Raw genomic sequence first — 18,161 nt, forward strand, 5'->3', positions numbered from 1 at the left:
TCATCCCCCATGACGCGTACTGGTTGCTGCAGTTTTTCATGAACTCCTCAATGGTCAGCGGCCGGGGCAGTCGCGACGCGGCGCAGCACCACGTCCCAGTCGTCCTCGCTCGGCCAACCCGTCAAGTCGGCGAGCTGCCATGTCTCGTCGCCCACGGGGAAGGTCTCACCAATGCGGAGGATGTGAGTCTGCTCCTCGGTGGCGAAGGTCACGAGCCGAACCCTGACCGCGGCGTCGGACTCCCGGTAGATGTCGTTCACTGAGAAGCTGGCGTTCTCGAGATTTCGCTGAATTCCGTGCCAGAGGTGAATCGTGTCAGCACTCACTTCTCATCCTCCAAAGACGCGTACTGGTCGCTGCAGTATTTCATGAATTCCTTGATGGTCAGCGGCTCGGGATGGTCCTTGTTGTGTGGATTGCGCAACTGAATCAGGCCCTTGTCGTCGACCGAGACGATCTCGTAGGCGTGGGAACTCCGGAGGCCCTTCTCCATCTTGTTCTCCACACCCGTGCCCTTGGGGACGGTGCCGATAACGACCGGCCTGCCGCTTTCCGTGAGTTCCCGCAGGTGGGCCAGGAGTTGCTTTTCCGGGCTGCGGCCGTGCATATCGTACTGCGTCGGGACATCGTGGTTCTCCGACGTACGTCCCGTGATCTGGGCCAGCAGTTCGGCACGGTCGCCCGATGTGGAGCCATGGGTGATACGGGAGTAGCCCGTCAGCAGGTTGCCGTCGAAGTCCTTGTAGCGGGGGAACTGCGACAAGTGCTCGCGCTCCTTGTCGTCCCAGAATTGGTCCAGGCCCGCGATGGCCTTCTCCATGATCGCTGGCCAGGCCACACCCACGTCGTTGGCGTTGGCGTAGGCGGTGATGGTGGGGAAGTCGCTGTACACGGGCACGTCGGGAGTGACCCGCACGGTCAGGATGCGCCCGGTCGGAGCCTGGTTGCCGTACCTGTTGCGCGCGACCTCGTGGAAGCGGACCTCGTAGTTGCCGTCCTCCGTCTCGCGAATCATGTCCTGGAGGAGATCCGGGTACCTGCTCGCGACGGCTCCCATGGTGGCGATGATGCCGCAGTCACCGATTGCACCCTGTTGCGTCTGCTCACGCGACGGAGGCCCGTCGAACAGCGGCACGCGCGTCCCATCGGGACGGTCCAGCGGAGTGCCGTAACGGTCGGGCTGGTGCTCCGGCAGCTTCTTGTAGTTGCCGAACTGCGGCTGGTTCACCTCAGTGGTGATCTCGGTGGGCTCGGCCGGGCCTGACTGGGTGAGCGACTGCCAGACCCGCTTGAACCGGCCTCGCCTTTCCGGCTGGTTGTCCGAGGCGGGGGAGCCTTCGCGAGGCTCGTCGGCGGATGGGTTCGGGGCGCCGGCCTGCTCGCCCGCCACCGTGGTGGCGGTGGTGAGGCGCGGGGCATCTGCCGCGCGCGTGAGTTCGGTCTCCGTCTGCGAAACGTCGCGGTGTGAGCGCTGTGAGTCCGCCGGCGCGGATGTTCCGTTGTCCGCAGTCCCGTTCTCCGCAGTCCCGTTGTCCACAGGGGAGTTGGCGCTCGCGGGGTCTGCCGAAGGTGTGCGCCCGCTATCGGTCGGGTTGGTGGTCGGCGTGCCTGCGGGGTCGGCGGAGGGACGGCGGTCCGTGCCTGCGGGGTCGGCGGGGGGACGGCGGTCCGTGCCTGCGGGGTCGGCGGGGGGACGGCGGTCCGTGCCTGCCGGGTCCGATGGGGGTGTGCGGTTGGGGTCCGTGGGATTGGACGGGCCCGACTGAGGAGCCTGGGTGGGCGGTGTGTTCTGGTCGGGCGTTGGGGCCGGCGGTGTGTTCTGGCCCGGATTCGCCAGCGTCTGTGTCAATTGATCGACGAAGTTCAGGTGCTGCTGGATCTCCTGGTCCATGAGTTGGCGGTTGGGCGTCTTGTAGCCGTCCAATTCCTTCTTGATCTCGGCCTCGGTCTTGCCCTGGTCCCGCAGGGCGGCGCGCTCCTGCTCCAGCAACTCCTTGCGCTGAGGGTCGACCCGGTACGTCGTGCTGTAGTACACGGGCACCCCGTCCATCGCGTCGGAGTCGCGAATGGTCTTGGAGCAGTCCGCATGCCCGGACATGTCCTTGCGCAGACCGCAAGGTTCCCGCTCGGTGTACAGACCGGCGATCTTGTACTTGGGCTTCCCCTCGGCTTCCCTGCTGTTGTTGAGCTGGTCGACCCACTCCAGGATGTGACCTTCCGAGTGCCGTGGACGCACGGCATCCGAGGCGGCCGGGACCGAGGAGTCGATGATGTAGTGGCTCTCGCCGCGCTCGTCGACGACCTCCACCACCGCGTAGTTCTTGTCGGAGAAGTCCGGGGAGTTGCGCTCCGTCTCGTCCAACAGATCCCTGAGGTCCTGCGGGGCGTTGTCCTTGGGGCGAGCCGAGGCTTCCCGTCGGGTGGATGCCACGGACTCGTGATGGTCGTGCGCCGGGTCGATCTTCTGACGCTTCTTGGGCGGGGCGTCGGCGTACGGATCGTTGTTGGGCGCGGGTTCCGGGCTCGCGCCCACCGCGTTGTTCGCGTGGAAGGAGTGGCTCATCCGGCCCAAGGTCGCGAGCGCGGCGTACCGGTCACCGTCGTTCATCTGCGACCACGCCGGGTCGAGATGACGGCGCAGATCGCTGTCCGTGAAGTTGGTCGCCGGCATCGAGACGTTGTCCCGGTGCGCCCGCAGCGTCTCTTTGTGCTCCTTCTTCGCCTCCGCCAAGGCGTTCTTGGCGTCGTTCAGTCTCTGCTCGGCAGCCGCCCGCCCCGCCTGATCGGCCTTCTTCAGCGCCCTCTTGGCGCTGTCGGTCTCCTTCTTGGCGTCGTCAAGAGCCTTCTTGGCGTCGCGGACGTGCTGTGCGGACTCTGCATGCTGCTGCCGTCGATCCAGGGACTCCTGCAGCAGATTGTGCAAGGGGGAGGGGGAGGTGGGCGGGTTGCCCTGGGGCTCGGCCCAGGCCCGCATCTGCTGCTGGACCGGCGTCAGATCAATCCGTCGTACCGCGTGCTCCCGCCGGAGATCCTGCTGTGATTGATCCGGAGGGAGGTTCGCATGCTGCTGGTCCGGGGCTTCCGGGTTGGGGAGGCTCTGGTTGCGCCGCTCGCGAGTGGCTTCCGCACTGGGGTCGTTGGACCCAGGGGTCGCACCGGCCGGGCGCTGGGGCGATGTGTGGTCCGTACCGGCAGGTGTGGTCTGGCTCTGGTTGTGCGTGGTGGGCTGGTTGGTGGTCGCGATGGGTCGACGGTTGGCGTCCAGCGGGATCGCGAAGACGCCGTTGTTGCCGTTGTGGAGCGGGGTGGTGCTGCTCTGGCCCGTCTGCGGATCGGCGTAGACAATCTGGCCGTTGTGGTTGACCACGTTCCAGGCGTGGGCACGGCCGTCGGCGTTCTGGGTGATGATCACGGCCTGTGAGCCGTGGCCCTCGTTGAGGAGGGCGGTCTCCAGGTTGTTGTACGCGTCGCGGCCGTCACCGAAGTCGTCGAACTGGGCGCCCAGAGCGTTCTCGATACGGTCGCGGCCGCCCGGCTCGGGGGTATCGGCGGGGGTGCCGTCCTCGTTCGGGCTGCGGCGGGCGGCGACCGTGGGGCTGCCCGCGTACGAATCGACGAACGCCAGTGCTCCGTCAGGGCAGTTGACGTCGCGCCCGGACTCGTCCGGGTTCTGGCCGCGGATGTCGTCGAGCCAGGTGCCTTCGCGCGGGTCAGGAGCATGCTGGAACGAGCCGTCCTCGTTGCGCGGGAATCCTTCCTGCTGCGCACGGTTGTCGGCGTCGGTGGGGTCGTCGTAGCCGTCCGGCGGGCCGGAGGGGCGCGTTGCGGTGGACGGGAAGACCGGTTCTCTCGTCTCCGTCTCCGACTCCGACTCCGCTGGCTGGTCGGTGTCGTGAGGGGGCTGGGTGTCCTGGGTTTCCTGGGTGTCCTGGGAATCTTGAGGGGCTTGAGATTCCTGGCTGTCCTGCGTGTCCTGCGCGTCCTGAGTGTCCTGCGCGTTTTCGGGCTGCGGGCTGTCCTGGTCCGTCGCGTCCGAGTCCTGGGTCGCTTCCGAGTCCCGGTCCGTGGTGGAGTCCGTGTCCGGGGTGGTCTCGGATACCTGGTCCGGGTTGGACTCCTGGTTGGCGTTCGTGTCCGGAGAGGTGTCCTCGTTCTGCGGTGATGTTGCCTCCGGGGTCGACGTCGTCTCCGGGGTCGGCGTCGTTTCGGGGGTCTGCGTCGTCTCCGGCGTTGTGGAGGATTCCGGCGTCGTCGACGGCGGTGCTGTGTCGGTGCTGCCGTCGTTCGTGTTCTGTTCGGCGGTCGAGTCGTCGTTGTCGGAGGGCGTCTCGTCAGTGGACGGCTCAGTGGACGGCTCAGTGGACGGCGAGGTGTTGGACGGTCCGTCCGACTGAGCGTCGGGAGTCGACTGATCCGCCGACGAGTCCGGGCCCGGGCTGTTGTTGGTGTCCGGAGTGCTCTGGGTGGACGGTTGAGGCGTCGATGGGGTCAGGAAGTACGGAGTGATCGGATTCCGATTGGCGTCCAGCGGGGTGTAGAAGACCTCTTGGGCGCCCAGGTGAATCGGATTCTCGCTGACGACGCCTGTTTGCGCGTCGACGAACAGGACCTGGCCGTTGTGGTTCACCGCCGCGAAGGCATGGCCGCCACCGCCGGGCCAGTTGACGCCGATCACGGCTGCCGAGCCATGCCCGGCCTGCGACAGCTCGTAGGCGATACGTGCGTACGGGTTGGGATGGTCCTTGCCCGCATACGTGCTGGGTGCACCGGCCCAACGCGCCTGGTTGGCGACCGAGTCGCGCTCCGCGGAAAAAGTGTTGAGGCTGCCGTCCGCATTGAGGTCCAAGGTGCGCGGGGCGGACACCGTCGGGCGGCCGAACCATGTCTCAAGGAACGAGCGGGTGCAGTCGGCGCAGTTGTTGGACCGGCCGGGCACCCCCACGCCGCCGTCGTTCTGCAGAGCGGCCCAGTTTCCTTGCCGCGGGTCCGCGTACACCTGCGGGGTGCCGTCGGGGTTCCTCGGGTGGGCGTTTTCGAGGTCCTGCTGATGGGCGGGGTCGGGTGTGGTCAGGCCTTCGTGCGGAATGTTGAGGTCGTTACGGATGTCCGAAAGGTTGTCTGCCTGGGGCGGAGGCGGAGGCGCTGTGGGTTGCTCGGGCGCGCTGTCGTCAGCGGGGGGCTGGTTCTGATCGGGCGTCTGGTCGGTGGCGTCCGGCTGCTGATTGTCCGGCTGCTGATTGTCCGGCTGTTGGTTGTTCGGTGCCGGCATCCCCTGGTCGTTCGGCGTGGAAGTGGGGGACTCGGCCGGTGAGTGCTGGTCTGTCGGACGGTTCGTCGGCTGCTCGCCGCGGGGCGGCGTGGTCGGGCGCCCAGGTGTCTCGGTCCGCGGAGTCCCGGCACGCGGTGTGTCTGTACGTGGTGGTGTGGTGGGGCGGTTGGGCGTTTCGGTACGCGGTGTGTCAGTGCGCGGCTGCGTGGTCGGGCGGCTTGGTGTCTCGCTGCGCGGCGTCTCGGTGCGCGGCGGTGTTGCGGGACGGTTCTGCCGGGGGTCCCGCGACGGCGTCGTGGGCCTGGCGCTCGGCTGTTCCGTACGCGGCGTCGTGACGTTGGGCGTGGTGGCCCGCGGTGTCGTCGGTGTCGTCCTGGGGGTGCCTGCCGCCGGCGCCTGCGTCGGGATGGGGCCGGCCGCCGGTGGTGGCATGGCACCCGGGGGCGACGTTGAGGGCGTCGCGGACGACGGGGCCGCCTGCTGCGGAATGCCCGCCTCACCGGGCTGCGTACCGGGGGCCGGGGGCGTCGCCGTGGCGACGTTGCCCATGAGGCCCATGTTGTCGTCGTCCGGGTCGTGCGGGGTCGGTGTTGACGGTGTCGGCGCGTGGCCCTGACCAGGGCTGGGGTTTGCGGTGGGCGTGTTGCCGGGCATGGCGCCGCTCGGCATGGAGACGCGGCCGCCGCCCTGGTTCTGGTTGTCGTTGTTGTTGTTGCCGTCGTTGGAGTCGCCCGGCATGGGGCCCTGGGCCGGTGCGGGCATGGTGGTGACCGAGTCGCGGTCGACCTGGTGCACGCCCGGTTCGGGGCGGGAGTTGTCGGGAGCCGGAGCCGGAGCCGGATCCGGTGCCGGGGCGGCCTCGGGGCGGTCTGTCTCCGGCGGCGGGGACGGCATGGGCGCGGGCTCGGCGTTGCGCGGGTCGGGAATCGACGCGCCCTGCTCCGGGGTGTGGACGTCGACGCCTTCCGGGCGGCTCGGGCGAGCGCTGTCCGGAGTGGTGTCCGGCGCCGGGGAGCCATCGACGTCCGGAGTGGTGCCCGGGCCCTCGATGGGCGAGGAGTTGGAGGGCATGGACGGCTCGTTGCCCGGTGCCGTGGTCGGCGGGGCGTCCGGTGTGCTGTCCGGACGGGCGGAGTCAGGGGCGGTGTCGGAGGCGGTGTCGGGGGCCGGTCCGCCCCCCACGTCCGGCCTCGTCGTGGTGGACGGCGTGGACGAGTCCGGAGACGAGTCGGGGGTGGACGAGTCGTCGCCCAGAGGACGACCCATGCTCTCGTTGTAGGCCCGGGTGCCCACGTCGAAGGGGCTGGGCGAGTCGGAGCCACGGCTTGGTGAGGGCGAGGACGACGAGGGGTTCGACGAGTCCGGGCTGCCGGTGCTGTCCGTGCTGCTGTTGGACGGCGTACTCGAGGAAGAGGAGGGCGAACTCGAAGCCGACGGGCCATCGGACGACGAGGACGGGCTCGACGACGAGGACGGGCTCGACGAAGAGCTGTCCGAACCGCTCGACGGAGACGAGGACGACGGACCGCCGATATCCGGTGCCCTGCGCCCGGAGTCGCCGCTGCTCGAACTCGGCGAACTCGGCGAAGTACTGGAACTCGGGGAGCTGCTCGACGAGCTGCTGTCGTTCGATGACGAGTTGGATGAGCTCGGCGAGTTGGACGAGTTGGACGAGCTCGGCGAGTTCGACGAATTGGAGGAGCTGGGGGAGTTGTTGGACGAACTGCTGTCGTTGGACGATGAGTTGTTGGAGGAACTGCTGTCGTTGGAGGACGAGTTGTTGTTCGACGACGAATCGTTGGAGTTGGACGAGCTGTCGTTGCCGGAGTCCGACGAGCCGTCGCCGCCGTCGTTTCCGCTGTTGGTCAGTCCGTCGCGGGCGCCACGCCCCGCGCGGGAGCCGGCGCCGTCGCGCAGGGACTCGCCGAAGGTGGAACCGGAATTCTTCAGGGCCTCCTTGCCCTCTTCGTAACCCTTCTTGGCGGTGCGGCCCAGGTCGTAGCCCGACTGCTTGCCGAAGTTCTGCTCGACGGTCTGGGCGACCAGGTCGGAGACCATGGCTTCCAGAGCGGAGACAAAGGGTTCCTTGGCGGTCTCCAACACCGCCTGCAAGATCTGTTGGGCTATCTCCTTGAGGAGTTTGCGCAGGATCAACCGCGTGGCGGCGGCCGCGCCCATCGCGCCGAGTTCGGACAGACCCAGGGTGAATGGAGCGGCGGCCTGGGCCGCGGCGATCTCGATCGCCAGGATGATCAACTGGGCGATCACCGCCACTTTTAGCCCGATGATGAGCATCGCCGCGGCGTCCATGCATATGGCGATCAGCTCGGCGCCCTGGCGGGCGTCGTCGAAGTAGCCCGAGCCGCCGGCGAACTTCTCCCAGGTCTTGTTGAAGCCCTCGATGGAGTCGCCGGCGTTCTCGGCGAGGACGTTACCGGCGGCGCTCATGCCACGGGCCTGGAGGGCCTCCACATCAGCGGCGAACTGGCGCCAGGTGTTGGCGCACTCCATCATCTTGTCTTCGTCGCCTGTGGGCCAGTCGAAGCCACACATCTCGAGAACCCACTCGAGTGCGGTCGGCAGCATCAAAGCCATGACGAAGACCCCCGTTGTCGCCCATGTAGTTCGTGTCGCCCCGGCCCTGTGGGCCGACCGACCCCCTCCGCCTCACCGCCGACGGAAGGGCCCTGCTTCTCTGCTGCTGCCGGAGGCGCCCTTCGGCGCCTCGTGAGTGCTCAACCGGCTTGCGTCGGCACAGAGCCATGCCCATGCCAGAGCCTACTCAACGACCCTTCAGATCTCTGAACTCTGGTGTGTCACAGTGCTGTAGCAGACATCCGGTCCAAAGCTGTCCAGCCCTCAGGCGGCCGCCCTAGCCATTGGGTCGCCGCATGCTGCGGTACAGCTCGATCGCGGAGTCCGGCGGAAAGTTGGGGACATAGGTGACGGCTCCGTCGCTTTTGGAGATCACCATGTGACTGCCACCCAACGGCGCCTGAGTGCCGGGCGGCGGTGGGGGCATGACGGCGTGGACGAGGAAGCCGATGTCGAACTCCACCACGTACAACGGCGCCGGGTTCCCTTCCAGATCCAGTACTTCGAATCGGGCGCGAGCGGCAGCCAATGCCTCTTCGGCAGTGGTGGGGATGGGCTGTACCGGTTCCGGCGCGTCGGGATGCGACACGGACTCTCTCCTATCAGTGAAGGGTTGGCTGTGGGTCAGGCGCGGTCATGCGGTTGAACTCGGGCTTGGCGCGGGACAGTCGGCCGTCGAAGCGTCGAAGCGTCGAAGCGTCGAAGCGTCGAAGCGTCGAAGCGTCGAAGCGTCGAGACGTCGAAGCGTCGAGCCGGAGCCGAGCCGGCGCCGAAACCTATACGGCGCAAACACTCGACCCTGGCTGCCGCGACCGTGCTGCTGTGGCGGCCCTGCAACCCCGCTGTACGGTCGCCACACGCGCCCCCGTGGTGCGGGCCGTGTCACTTGCTCACGGACTTCAGAATCCGCATATCGCCACCGAACTGGTTCTCCGGCTTCTGCTCCTTGACCAGAGCGTCGTTGAAGTCCTCGTTCTCCTCGTGGTTCTTCGCCATCCGCTCCAACGCCTTGCCGATCTCGTTGAGCTTGGTGGCAAGGTGCTCCATCGAGTCCGTCATGCCATCGCGCAGGCCTTCGTAGACCACGCCGAACTTCTCGCCGAGCTCGTCGTCACCCCACGGTGGGGTGCCTGCCTTGTCGCTGAAGGTGGTCAGGCCCTTCCAGGCGTCCTGGGCGACACTCGAGAACGTCGTCTCCTTCGGCGCTTCGCCTCCGCCGCCTCCACCGTCACCCTGCGCGGCCAGGCCGTTCTTCAGCTTGGTGGTCGCCTGGTAGAAATCCCTGCCGATCTCGGAGAAGTTCCTCCCCTCGGCCTTCAGCGTCTGCGGATTGCTCTTGAACCCGTCGCCCATGACTGCGCCCCCGTTCACCAACCGGCGTCATCGAGATACCGGTTCACGTCCGTTTCATGTCTGTGCCAGCGTACCCAGAGGCACTGACAAGCCCTCAACCCCTGGGTTTCACAGTGCTGCCCCGGGGCGTTCGGCCGATACACGTTCCGAGACAAAGCGATCGCCGCCGCCCGGACGTGTTCGGGGTAGCCGATGCCGAACACGCGCACCCGCAACGGCGTCTGGGTGCCGTCAGGCCAGGTGGCTGCCGAAGAACGGGCGGGCCATTTCGAGAGCCTCCCCTTCGTTCGCCGGTAGGCGGTGCCCCGGCGAGACGGCCCGAGCCTCCGCGGGCACGGGCCCTTGGTCCGTATCCGGCCCGGGCTCAACCCCGGTGTCTAGCCCGCCCCGCTTCTTCGGCCCCGTGACCAGGTTGGTCGAAGGACCGTCGTGCTCGGCGCGGTCCTTCTGCTCTTCCTCGTCCCGCTTGCGCTCCCACTACTCCCACTACTCCCACTGCTCGCGCTTCTCGCGCTCGGCCTCGCGGTCCTCCATGGTCTGCGACTCGGCGGCGCGGCGGATCTCGGTCACGCGGTCGCCCAGCGCGTCCATGTAGCGCTCGTTCTTGATGGCGTCGGTTATTCCCATACGTCCCGACAGGATGCCCTGGGCCATCTCCTGGAGCGGTCCGTTCACATTGGGGTTGTTGGCCAGAGTGCGCAGCGTGTTGTGGAGGCTGTGAGCCTGCTCTGGTTCCTGCGCGACGTCCATCAACTCGGAGCCGTCGATCTCCCGCTCGCCCGGTCCCTTGCCTGCTCCCAGGGGGACGCCGGGCATGTGGATCGTGCTGTGGCCGGGTTGGCCGCATTACTCACTGATCAGCAACGGGTGCTGGGGCCGCAGCACCCTGACACCATCACCACCCAGGGAGACCTTGTTCACTGGCGGGAACGGCAGGAGTGAACAGCTTCCGCGAGAGAGTCCGCACTGCGGGATATTGGCGCATCCACCGACCGGCCGGTACCGGAAGCCCGTCGGCGCGTACGGCAGGAGGCCGGCTTCCCTCGTAGGCTGAATGTCGCAGGCGATGCGACGGACAGGAGGCTGCGGTGGCCGAGTCGATGGTGGCCGAGGTGATGGCCGAGCTGGCCGCGCTTGAGGATGCGAAGACGCGCGCCGTGAACGAGAAGCACGGTGACGATCACGGTGTGAACCTCGGCAAGCTGCGTGCGCTCGCGAAGCGGCTGAAGACGCAGCAGGAGCTTGCGGTGCGGCTCTGGGAGACGGATGACTCCGCGGCACGGCTGCTGGCCCTCTTGATCTGCCGCCCGAAGGCGTTCGAGCGGGACGAGCTGGACGTCATGGTGCGCGAGGCGCGCACACCCAAGGTGCATGACTGGCTCGTGAACTATGTCGTGAAGAAGAACCCGCACGCCGAAGAGTTGCGCCTGGCCTGGTTCGCCGATCCGGATCCAGTGGTCGCGAGTGCCGGGTGGGCGCTGACGACCGAACGTGTGACGAAGAAGGCCGAGGGCCTCGATCTGGCTGGACTGCTTGATGTCATCGAGGCGGGGATGAAGGATGCCCCGGACCGGCTGCAGTGGGCGATGAACCACTGCCTGGCTCAGATCGGGATCGAGCACGTCGAGTACCGCGCCCGTGCGATCGGCATCGGTGAGCGCCTGGAGGTGCTCAAGGACTACCCGACCTCCCCGGGCTGCACGTCTCCGTTCGCGCCCATCTGGATTACCGAGATGGTGCGTCGGCAGCACGATCAGAACGGCGCAGATGCCTAGTGCTCCAGCAGCAGTGGTTCGTGTAAAGGCAGGTAAGAGCGGCTGGCGGCTTGTCTGATTAGCGGGGGCTGCCTTTCGGCGCTGCGGGGTGGGGGAGGCGGGGGCGGGCCGGTGTGCTGCCGTGTTGGTCGGTGCGGTCGGTGAGGCCGAGGAGGGGGCCGGTCATGGCCGTGGTCGTCAGGGCCATGACCACCAGGGCGAGGACCAGCGGTGCGGGCAGGATGCCGGCGCTGTGCCCGGCCTGGAGCACGATCAGCTCGGTCAGACCCCTGGTGTTCATCAGTATCCCGATCCGGCGTGCCGGGCCGGGGCGCATACCGGCGAGCCGGGCCCCGACGTAGCCGCCGAGCAGCTTGCCCGCGCAGCCCAGTGCGAGCGTGGCGGCGATCAGCGTCCAGGACGCGGCGGTGAAGGCGTTGATGAGCACGGTGACGCCGGTGACCACGAAGAAGACCGGGGTCAGCGTCCGCCCGGCGTGTGACACGGTGGCCACCGGCCTGGTCCAGGGGGCCCGTTCCTCGCCGGGGATCGCCAGGCCGACCAGCGCGGCGCCGACGATCGAGGTCATGCCCAGGTGCTCGGTCAGCAGCGCCGTACCCAGCGCGGCACCGCCGAGGAGGGCCGCGGTCGTCCTCGGCATCCGCCCGCACAGCCGGCGCGCCGGGCCGGTGCGCAGCCCCAGGCGCAGCAGCAGCGCACAGCCGCCGCCCGCGAGGAGCGCGACGGCGGAGTCCGCCAGGCCCGAGAGATCACCCGCGCCGAGACCGATGGCGAGCGTGAGGATGATCCAGCCGAGGCTGTCCATGACGATGGCGGCGGCCAGGGCGCGCTGGCCCTCGGCCGAGTCGCTGAGTCCCCGGTCGCCGAGGATCCGGGACAGGACGGGGACCGCGGTGATGGACATGGCCACCGCGACCATCAGGACGAAGGCGGGCAGCGGCGCATCGCCTCGGGCCGCCGCGTCGTCGGTGAGCCCGATCAGCCCCACCAGCAGCAGACCCGTGGTGAGGGGCACCACGAAGGCGCCGGCGACCAGGGCGGAGAGGGAGCGCTGCGGCGGCCCGCCCTGACCCGGCCGCAACTTGTGGGCGAGACCCACCAGATAGAGCACGAGCCCCGTCTGGCCGACGAACTTGAGCACGTCGAGTACGGCGGCCGGCAGCAGGGCGTCGAACGAGGCGCGGTCGGACAGCACGAGTACGGCGGGTCCGATCAGCAGGCCCACCGTGACCTCTCCGACGACCTCCGGCTGGCGCAGCCACCGGGCGGCAGCCCGTCCGGCGCGGGCCAGGAGCAGCACGGCGGCGAGCGCCGCGGTCACATGTGCGGCGCGGGACAGGAGTTCCGATACGTCCATGGTGGTGTGAGGCCCTTCGTGGCCGTTCCGGCGCGGTCAGCCCAGCGGGGAGGAGCGGTCGTCGGTCTGCGCCGCGGTGCTGTCGGACGGTGGGAGCGCGGGTCACCGGCCGGTCGAGCAGCCGATCGGGGGCCTGGCCGGGCCGGTCGGAGCGTGCGTCAGTGCCGTTCCGGAATCCGGGGATAGCGGGCGGTGATCTGCTCGCTCGCCTTGGGGCCGCGGGCGAAGACGTAGTCGGCGGTGTCGATCCGGCGACCGGTCAGCCGGTCCACCACGACCGGTTCCACCGCCACGCCCGTCTCGGCGTCGACCAGAAGGAGACTGCGGTCCTCCGGGGCCAGCTGGTGGTTTCCGTATGCCGCCATGACCAGGAGCAGCGGGCGCAGCGCACGGCCGCGGTCGGTGAGCCGGTACTCCCGGTCGCCGGGATCCGCAGTGCCGTCCTCGGTTTCGAGAAGGCCCTTCGCCGTCAGATCGGCCATGCGTTCCGTCAGTACGTCGGCGGGCGTTTCCAGATTCCGGGAGATCGCCTCGATACGGTGATGGCCGTCGAAGACCTCGTGCAGGATTTCCAGCGTCCACCAGTGGCCGATGGTCTCGACGGTGCGCGCCAGCGGGCAGTCGGGAATCCGCGCTTTCGGGGCGGCCGGGCGCGGCGGCTCCGCACTCCCGCCGTTCTTGGTGCTCAAGAGATCGCTACTCACCGTCAGCTCCCATTGGCGGCCGGAGAATCCTTCAGTGACCAGTACCGCCGCATTCCGTACAGCAGTGGGGTCGATGGCTGGTTCGCCGGCGTTTTCACCTGGAGCACCTCCCCGAAGACCACGAGGTGGTCTCCGACGGGCAGTGTCTCGCTGACGCGGCAGTCGGCGATCGTATGGGCGTCTTCGATCAGGTGCGGCACCCCGGATTCCGGTTCGCGGACCCATGTGACCTTCTCGAATCGGTCCGCTGCGCCCGAGGCGAACAGATTCGCCGCCGGTTGTGCCTGGTCGTGCAAGAGGTTGACGGCGAACGCCGACACCTGGAGCAGCGCCGCCAGTGTCGGGCTCTGCGTGCGCAGGCACATCAGCAGTGTCGGCGGCCGCAGGGCGACGCTGCATATCGACGAGCAGGTCATTCCCCACGGTTCGCCATCCGGTGCGGCGGTCGTCACGATGGCCACTCCGGCCGGATGCGCCGTCATGAGGGAGCGGAACTGCGACGGGTCGACCGGTGCGCGCGCGACTGTGCCGGTTACGGGTTCCGGCATGGTGTGCCACCTCCTCGATTGGCCGCACAGCACGGCCGGTTACGGACGCGTCCCTTTCAGGCTGTGGACGTGCGCCAGGTAGTCCCAGTGGCTCGGCAGCTGCTCGACCAGCGTTCTGGCCTGGTCGCGGACCAGTCGCAGCTCCTTGGTCGCGGCGACGTCGTCCATCATCGCCAGACCGGGCAGCGCACGTACGTCGAGACCACCGAGGCCCAGAATCATGGCGGTGTAGGAATAGGGTTCGAAGCCGTGGTAGTAGGGAAAGACGGTGTCCTCGTCGGGCAGTTTCACCCGCCACTGCTCGATGCGTTCGGCCAGCGCGTCCGGCATCTTGCGGGTTTTGGCGTCCCGCCAGTACTGGTTGTCCTTGCGCTTGGCCGCGACGTAATGCAGCACGAGGAACTCTCGTACGCCGTCCATGACATTGGCCACTTGCCGGTTGTAGGACGTGCGCAGCTGATCGTCGTCCCGGCCGCCGGGGAAGTGCTTCACCAGCTGCTCGACCGCATTCTGGATGAAGAAGATCCCCGTCGATTCGAGCGGCTCGACGAACCCGCTGGACAGGCCGATCGCCACGCAGTTGTTCACCCAGGAGTTCTCGCTACGGCCGATCCGCATCCGGATGTGGTTGGCGGACAGGTCGTCCGCGGCGGGGCCGACGAATTCGCGGAGTGTGCGCTCGGCCTCGTCCGGTGTGCAGTAGTCGCTGGCGTAGACATAGCCCGTGCCGATCCGGCCGAACAGCGGGATCGTCCAGATCCAGCCGGCGGCCTGCGCGGTCGACCTGGTGTACGGGCCCATTCCTTGTTCGGTCATTTCCATGGGCACCCGCAGAGCGACCGCGCTGTCGTTCGGCAGGGTGTCCTGGTAGGAAAGGAAAGGCACACCGAGTTTCTGGTTCAGCAGCATTCCGCGGAAACCCGTGCAGTCGATGAAGAGATCGCCCGCGAGGTCGCCGCTTTCCTTGGTGCGTACGTGCGTGAGGTAGCCGCGCTCGTCCACTGCGGTCTCGACCACGTCGTCCAGCACGTGCCGGACACCGCGGTCGGTGCCGTACCCGGTGAGAAGCCTGGCCAGCAGCGTCGCGTCGAACTGGTACGCATAGGGGAACTGCGTGGTCTGTTCGGCCATGGTGGACCGGGACATCTGCGCCGCCCCCGGCTCGCCGAATTCGGGCCCCAGCAGGCTTCCTTCGAGCTGCCGGGGCGAGCGCTTGGCGTCGCAGAGCGCGGCGATCAGCGTGCAGTCCCTGTCGTAGTCCGCACTGGGCCGCTTGTGCAGCCACCAGTCGGCGAGGGAAACGCCCTCCACCACGCGCGGCCGTTCGAAGGGATGGTAGAAGTGATGCCCTTCGGCCCGCCAGTTGTCATAGCGGATCGCCAGTTTGTAGGTGGCGTGGCAGTCCGGCATCCAGTCGGTCTCTTCGAGGCCGAGATAGGCGAAGAAGTGGCGGATCGTACTGAAGGAAGCTTCGCCGACGCCGATCGTGGGCACATTCCTGGATTCGACCAGCGTGACCGCGAGCCGATCTCCGAACGCCGCCTTCAGATACGACGCGGTCATCCAGCCCGCGGTCCCACCGCCGACGATGACAACACTCTTGGCCATGATCTCCTCACTTCTTTCGCGCTGACCGGACTTCAACCATCCTGGCGGCCGCACCACCGGTAATGCGGAGGGGAAAGACGGGGAAAGGCAGGGAAAGAACTCATGCACCGCCGCTGCATTCGTCGACGAATTCCACGATCTTGCGCACCCCGGTCTCCAACCACGCCGGATCCACACAGAACGCGATCCGGACCAGATGCCGCGCCCAGGGCGCATAGTCGTAGGAGCGGACCCGGCCCCGGTCGTCGAGTTCGGGGCGCATGGCGAACCCGTTGCCCGGTACGACCGCGACACCCTTGCGCTCCAGCAGCCGGGTCGCGAAGGTTTCGGCGTCCAGCCCGGTCCGGCCCACGTCCAGCATCGCGTACCACCCGCCGGCGGGCAGTTCCCGCAGCAGTCCGGCCTGGATCAGCGGCGGCAGGGCCACATCCCGGTTGCGCTGCACCAACTTGCGGTTGGTCGCCGCCGCGTCGGCCCGGCTGTTCAGCGCGGCGATCCCCGCGTACTGCACCGGGGTCGACGTGCCGATGATGTTGGCCTCCTGGGAGACCTTCATGACGTCGGCGGCCCGGTCGTTGGCCAGCGCGACATAGCCCAGCCGGTAACCGGTCATCGCAAAGCTCTTGGAGAAGCTGAAGACGCTGTGCACGATGCGTTCGTCGACCGGGACATCGCGTTCGAGCGAAGCCACCGAGAGGTGCTCACGCTCGTAGAGGAAGTGCTCATAGGCCTCGTCGCTGATGACGTGCCAGCCCCGGGCGCGTGCCAGCTCCAGCAGGGCGGAGATCTCACCGCGGTCCAGGACCGCGCCGGTCGGGTTGGCCGGTGAGTTGATCAGCAGCACCCGTGTGCGCGGTGTCGCGGCGGCCGCGATCGTCTCGGGATCGGGCCGGAGATCGGTTCCGAGCGAGTACAGCACCGGCCGGAAACCCGCGAGCAGACTCTGCTGCAGATGGACCGGCCAGTGCAGCTCCGGCAGCAGGATCTCGGCACCGGGCTCGGCCAGCGACTGCAGCAGGGAGGCCAGGCCCTGACACGAACCGGGTGAGATCAGCAGCCGGGAGACCGCACTGTCCACCTCGTTGTCCGCGCGGAGCTTCTCCACCACCGCGGCGCGCAGTTCGGGCAGGCCCTCCACGCCGGTGTACTTGGTCTCGCCCCGCCGCACGGCATCGATGAACGCCTCGGCAACGTCTTCGGACGGGTCGAAATACGGGTCGCCGACGTGCAGCTTCACCACCTCGGCGCCTTCCTCCGCCTCCTTCGCCTCCGCCGCCCGGAAAATGCGGTGCAGACACGACGAAGGAATAGATCCAGCGGCGGACAGGATGTCTGGACTCACGCTCGAACCACCTTTGCTTCGTTGAGTGTTCTTCAGATCCGCGAGACGCGTTATGCGGTGCGGCCGCCGTCGACGGGAATCAGCGCACCGGTCACCCAGCCCGACGATTCCGAGTCGAGCAGCATGCACACCCACTGGCCGATTTCCGAACCCTCGCCGAACCGTCCCATCGGGGTCGACGAGAGGAGACCGACCCGCAGCTGCTCGGTGTCCGCCCCGTCCAGACCGGTCTCGTTCCACATCGGGGTGTCCACCGGGCCGGGCAGGACGGCGTTCACCCGTACGTCCGGTGCGAGTTCCCTCGCCAGCGAACGGGTGAGGCTGTTGAGGGCCGCCTTGGTCGCACCGTAGAAGGCACGCCCCGGCATGGACACCACACCGCCGACCGACGAGATGTTGACGGCGCTGCCGCGGTTGGCCCGCAGCTGCGGCAGCGCGCAGCGGATCAGTTCGGCCGGCGCGCGGACGTTGACGGCGAACATCGCGTCGAACTCCGCGGGATCGATCGCGTCGAGCGGGCCGAACCGGGCCAGTCCCGCGTTGTTGACCACCGCGTCCAGCCGACCGAAGCCGTCGGTCGCCGCCGCGACGATCTGTTCGGCGGCGCCGGGGGCGCAGACGTCCCGGGCCACCACCGCAACGGTGTCCCCGTACCGATCCGCCAGGTCCCGCAGGGGTTCTTCACGGCGCCCGACGATCGTCACCAGGGCGCCCGACTTCAGCAGGCACTCCGTGATCCCCCGGCCGATACCGGTGGCCGCACCGGTGACCACGACCGACTTTCCGGCAAGAGTCATAGCAGCGCTTCGCCTTCCGTGAGGACCGCAACGATGTCGGCGGTCAGCTCGGCCGAGTCCGAGAGAAGCCGGAAATGCCCGCCCGGCCAGGACCGCACACTGAACGGGCCGGTACCGACCGATGCCCAGGCACCGAGCCGGGCGCCGTCCACCAGCGGGTCCTCGGTGTGGTAGTAGCCGCGGACCCGGCAGGTCAGCGGTTCGGGGTGCGGCGCCGGCCGGTAGGTCTCGTTGAGCGTGATGTCCGACCGGAGCACCGGCAGCATCAGCTCCCGAAGCTCGGCGTCCTCCGCGACGTCCGGCTCGATCCCGCCGAGCTCCCGCAGGGTGGACCACAGTTCTTCGTCGGTGGCCCGATGGGTGCTGCCGCCGCCGGCCTGGGACGGCGCCGGTGCGCCCGAAACGAACAGCCAGTGCGCGGGTCTGCCGTTGTCCTGCAGCACCCGTGCGGTCTCGTAGGCGGCCAGGGCGCCCAGGCTGTGTCCGAACAAGGCGCAGGGAGCCGGATCCAGCTGCAGCAGTTCCGCGGCGACGCTCGATCCCATCTCGGCGACGCTGCTCGCGGGCGCCTCGGCAATCCGGTCGGCGTGGCCTGGATACTGCACGGCGAGCAGCTGGGTGTCCCCGGGCATCGCCGACGACCAGGCACGGTACGTTGCCGCCGAACCACCGGAGTGGGGAAAGCAGACCAGCCGGACGGCCGGGCACTCCACGCTGTTGAGGGCCCGCACCCAGCCTCGGTGACGCGTTCGTATCCGATTCACGTCACCGAGCTTCACCGAAACCCCCGGCCTGCCCGAGGCAATCTGTCAA

The 18,161-nt window shown here is 68.1% G+C and carries 13 protein-coding genes; 1 reads left to right on the top strand and 12 read right to left on the bottom strand.

From position 1 onward, the window contains the following. Nucleotides 1-47 precede the first annotated feature (47 nt). The 5 genes from ACWD6P_RS06380 to ACWD6P_RS06400 all read right to left on the bottom strand — a co-directional run bounded on the left by ACWD6P_RS06380 (nucleotide 48) and on the right by ACWD6P_RS06400 (nucleotide 10,033). Entirely contained in the window at nucleotides 48-326 is a 279-nt protein-coding gene (locus ACWD6P_RS06380) for a DUF6406 domain-containing protein (protein ID WP_451442883.1), read from the bottom strand. Further along, the gene (locus ACWD6P_RS06385; RefSeq protein WP_451442884.1) at nucleotides 323-7,864 is read right to left on the bottom strand and encodes a toxin glutamine deamidase domain-containing protein; all 7,542 of its coding nucleotides are present in this window, start codon (nucleotides 7,862-7,864) and stop codon (nucleotides 323-325) included. The genes ACWD6P_RS06380 and ACWD6P_RS06385 overlap by 4 nt, the downstream gene beginning before the upstream one ends. A gap of 277 nt (nucleotides 7,865-8,141) precedes the next feature. Beyond that, the gene (locus tag ACWD6P_RS06390; protein WP_451442885.1) at nucleotides 8,142-8,453 is read right to left on the bottom strand and encodes a hypothetical protein; all 312 of its coding nucleotides are present in this window, start codon (nucleotides 8,451-8,453) and stop codon (nucleotides 8,142-8,144) included. A 293-nt stretch (nucleotides 8,454-8,746) separates the two neighbouring features. Beyond that, nucleotides 8,747-9,217, bottom strand: a complete 471-nt coding sequence (locus tag ACWD6P_RS06395) for a hypothetical protein (RefSeq protein ID WP_451442886.1) — start codon at nucleotides 9,215-9,217, stop codon at nucleotides 8,747-8,749. Between the two features lie 486 nt (nucleotides 9,218-9,703). Next, a complete protein-coding gene (locus tag ACWD6P_RS06400) occupies nucleotides 9,704-10,033 on the bottom strand; it encodes a hypothetical protein (RefSeq protein ID WP_451442887.1) in 330 nt (109 codons plus the stop codon). 284 nt (nucleotides 10,034-10,317) lie between these two features. On the opposite strand from ACWD6P_RS06400, the gene ACWD6P_RS06405 reads away from it, so the two are divergent. Then, nucleotides 10,318-10,992, top strand: a complete 675-nt coding sequence (locus ACWD6P_RS06405) for a DNA alkylation repair protein (protein ID WP_451442957.1) — start codon at nucleotides 10,318-10,320, stop codon at nucleotides 10,990-10,992. Nucleotides 10,993-11,050: 58 nt separating this feature from the next. Here the strand turns inward: ACWD6P_RS06405 and ACWD6P_RS06410 are convergent, their stop codons facing one another. The 7 genes from ACWD6P_RS06410 to ACWD6P_RS06440 all read right to left on the bottom strand — a co-directional run bounded on the left by ACWD6P_RS06410 (nucleotide 11,051) and on the right by ACWD6P_RS06440 (nucleotide 18,112). Beyond that, a complete protein-coding gene (locus ACWD6P_RS06410; RefSeq protein WP_451442888.1) occupies nucleotides 11,051-12,349 on the bottom strand; it encodes a cation:proton antiporter in 1,299 nt (432 codons plus the stop codon). A gap of 158 nt (nucleotides 12,350-12,507) precedes the next feature. Next, nucleotides 12,508-13,053, bottom strand: a complete 546-nt coding sequence (locus ACWD6P_RS06415) for a winged helix-turn-helix transcriptional regulator (RefSeq protein ID WP_451442889.1) — start codon at nucleotides 13,051-13,053, stop codon at nucleotides 12,508-12,510. 2 nt (nucleotides 13,054-13,055) lie between these two features. Continuing rightward, a complete protein-coding gene (locus tag ACWD6P_RS06420) occupies nucleotides 13,056-13,601 on the bottom strand; it encodes a flavin reductase family protein (RefSeq protein WP_451442890.1) in 546 nt (181 codons plus the stop codon). 39 nt (nucleotides 13,602-13,640) lie between these two features. Continuing rightward, nucleotides 13,641-15,209, bottom strand: a complete 1,569-nt coding sequence (locus ACWD6P_RS06425) for a tryptophan halogenase family protein (protein ID WP_451442958.1) — start codon at nucleotides 15,207-15,209, stop codon at nucleotides 13,641-13,643. A 100-nt stretch (nucleotides 15,210-15,309) separates the two neighbouring features. Continuing rightward, the gene (locus tag ACWD6P_RS06430) at nucleotides 15,310-16,551 is read right to left on the bottom strand and encodes a pyridoxal phosphate-dependent aminotransferase (RefSeq protein WP_451442891.1); all 1,242 of its coding nucleotides are present in this window, start codon (nucleotides 16,549-16,551) and stop codon (nucleotides 15,310-15,312) included. Nucleotides 16,552-16,601: 50 nt separating this feature from the next. Beyond that, nucleotides 16,602-17,348, bottom strand: a complete 747-nt coding sequence (locus ACWD6P_RS06435) for an SDR family NAD(P)-dependent oxidoreductase (RefSeq protein WP_451442892.1) — start codon at nucleotides 17,346-17,348, stop codon at nucleotides 16,602-16,604. Continuing rightward, nucleotides 17,345-18,112, bottom strand: a complete 768-nt coding sequence (locus ACWD6P_RS06440) for a thioesterase II family protein (protein ID WP_451442893.1) — start codon at nucleotides 18,110-18,112, stop codon at nucleotides 17,345-17,347. Before ACWD6P_RS06440 ends, ACWD6P_RS06435 begins: the two co-directional genes overlap by 4 nt. Between the last annotated feature and the right edge of the window lie 49 nt (nucleotides 18,113-18,161).

This window comes from Streptomyces sp. NPDC002446 (assembly GCF_053595675.1).

Coding starts and splice junctions, on each gene's coding strand:
- ACWD6P_RS06385 (WP_451442884.1), bottom strand. CDS start 7,864: ATGGCTTTGATGCTGCCGACCGCACTCGAGTGGGTTCTCGAGATGTGT.
- ACWD6P_RS06395 (WP_451442886.1), bottom strand. CDS start 9,217: ATGGGCGACGGGTTCAAGAGCAATCCGCAGACGCTGAAGGCCGAGGGG.
- ACWD6P_RS06400 (WP_451442887.1), bottom strand. CDS start 10,033: ATGCCCGGCGTCCCCCTGGGAGCAGGCAAGGGACCGGGCGAGCGGGAG.
- ACWD6P_RS06405 (WP_451442957.1), top strand. CDS start 10,318: ATGGTGGCCGAGGTGATGGCCGAGCTGGCCGCGCTTGAGGATGCGAAG.
- ACWD6P_RS06410 (WP_451442888.1), bottom strand. CDS start 12,349: ATGGACGTATCGGAACTCCTGTCCCGCGCCGCACATGTGACCGCGGCG.
- ACWD6P_RS06420 (WP_451442890.1), bottom strand. CDS start 13,601: ATGCCGGAACCCGTAACCGGCACAGTCGCGCGCGCACCGGTCGACCCG.
- ACWD6P_RS06425 (WP_451442958.1), bottom strand. CDS start 15,209: ATGGCCAAGAGTGTTGTCATCGTCGGCGGTGGGACCGCGGGCTGGATG.
- ACWD6P_RS06435 (WP_451442892.1), bottom strand. CDS start 17,348: ATGACTCTTGCCGGAAAGTCGGTCGTGGTCACCGGTGCGGCCACCGGT.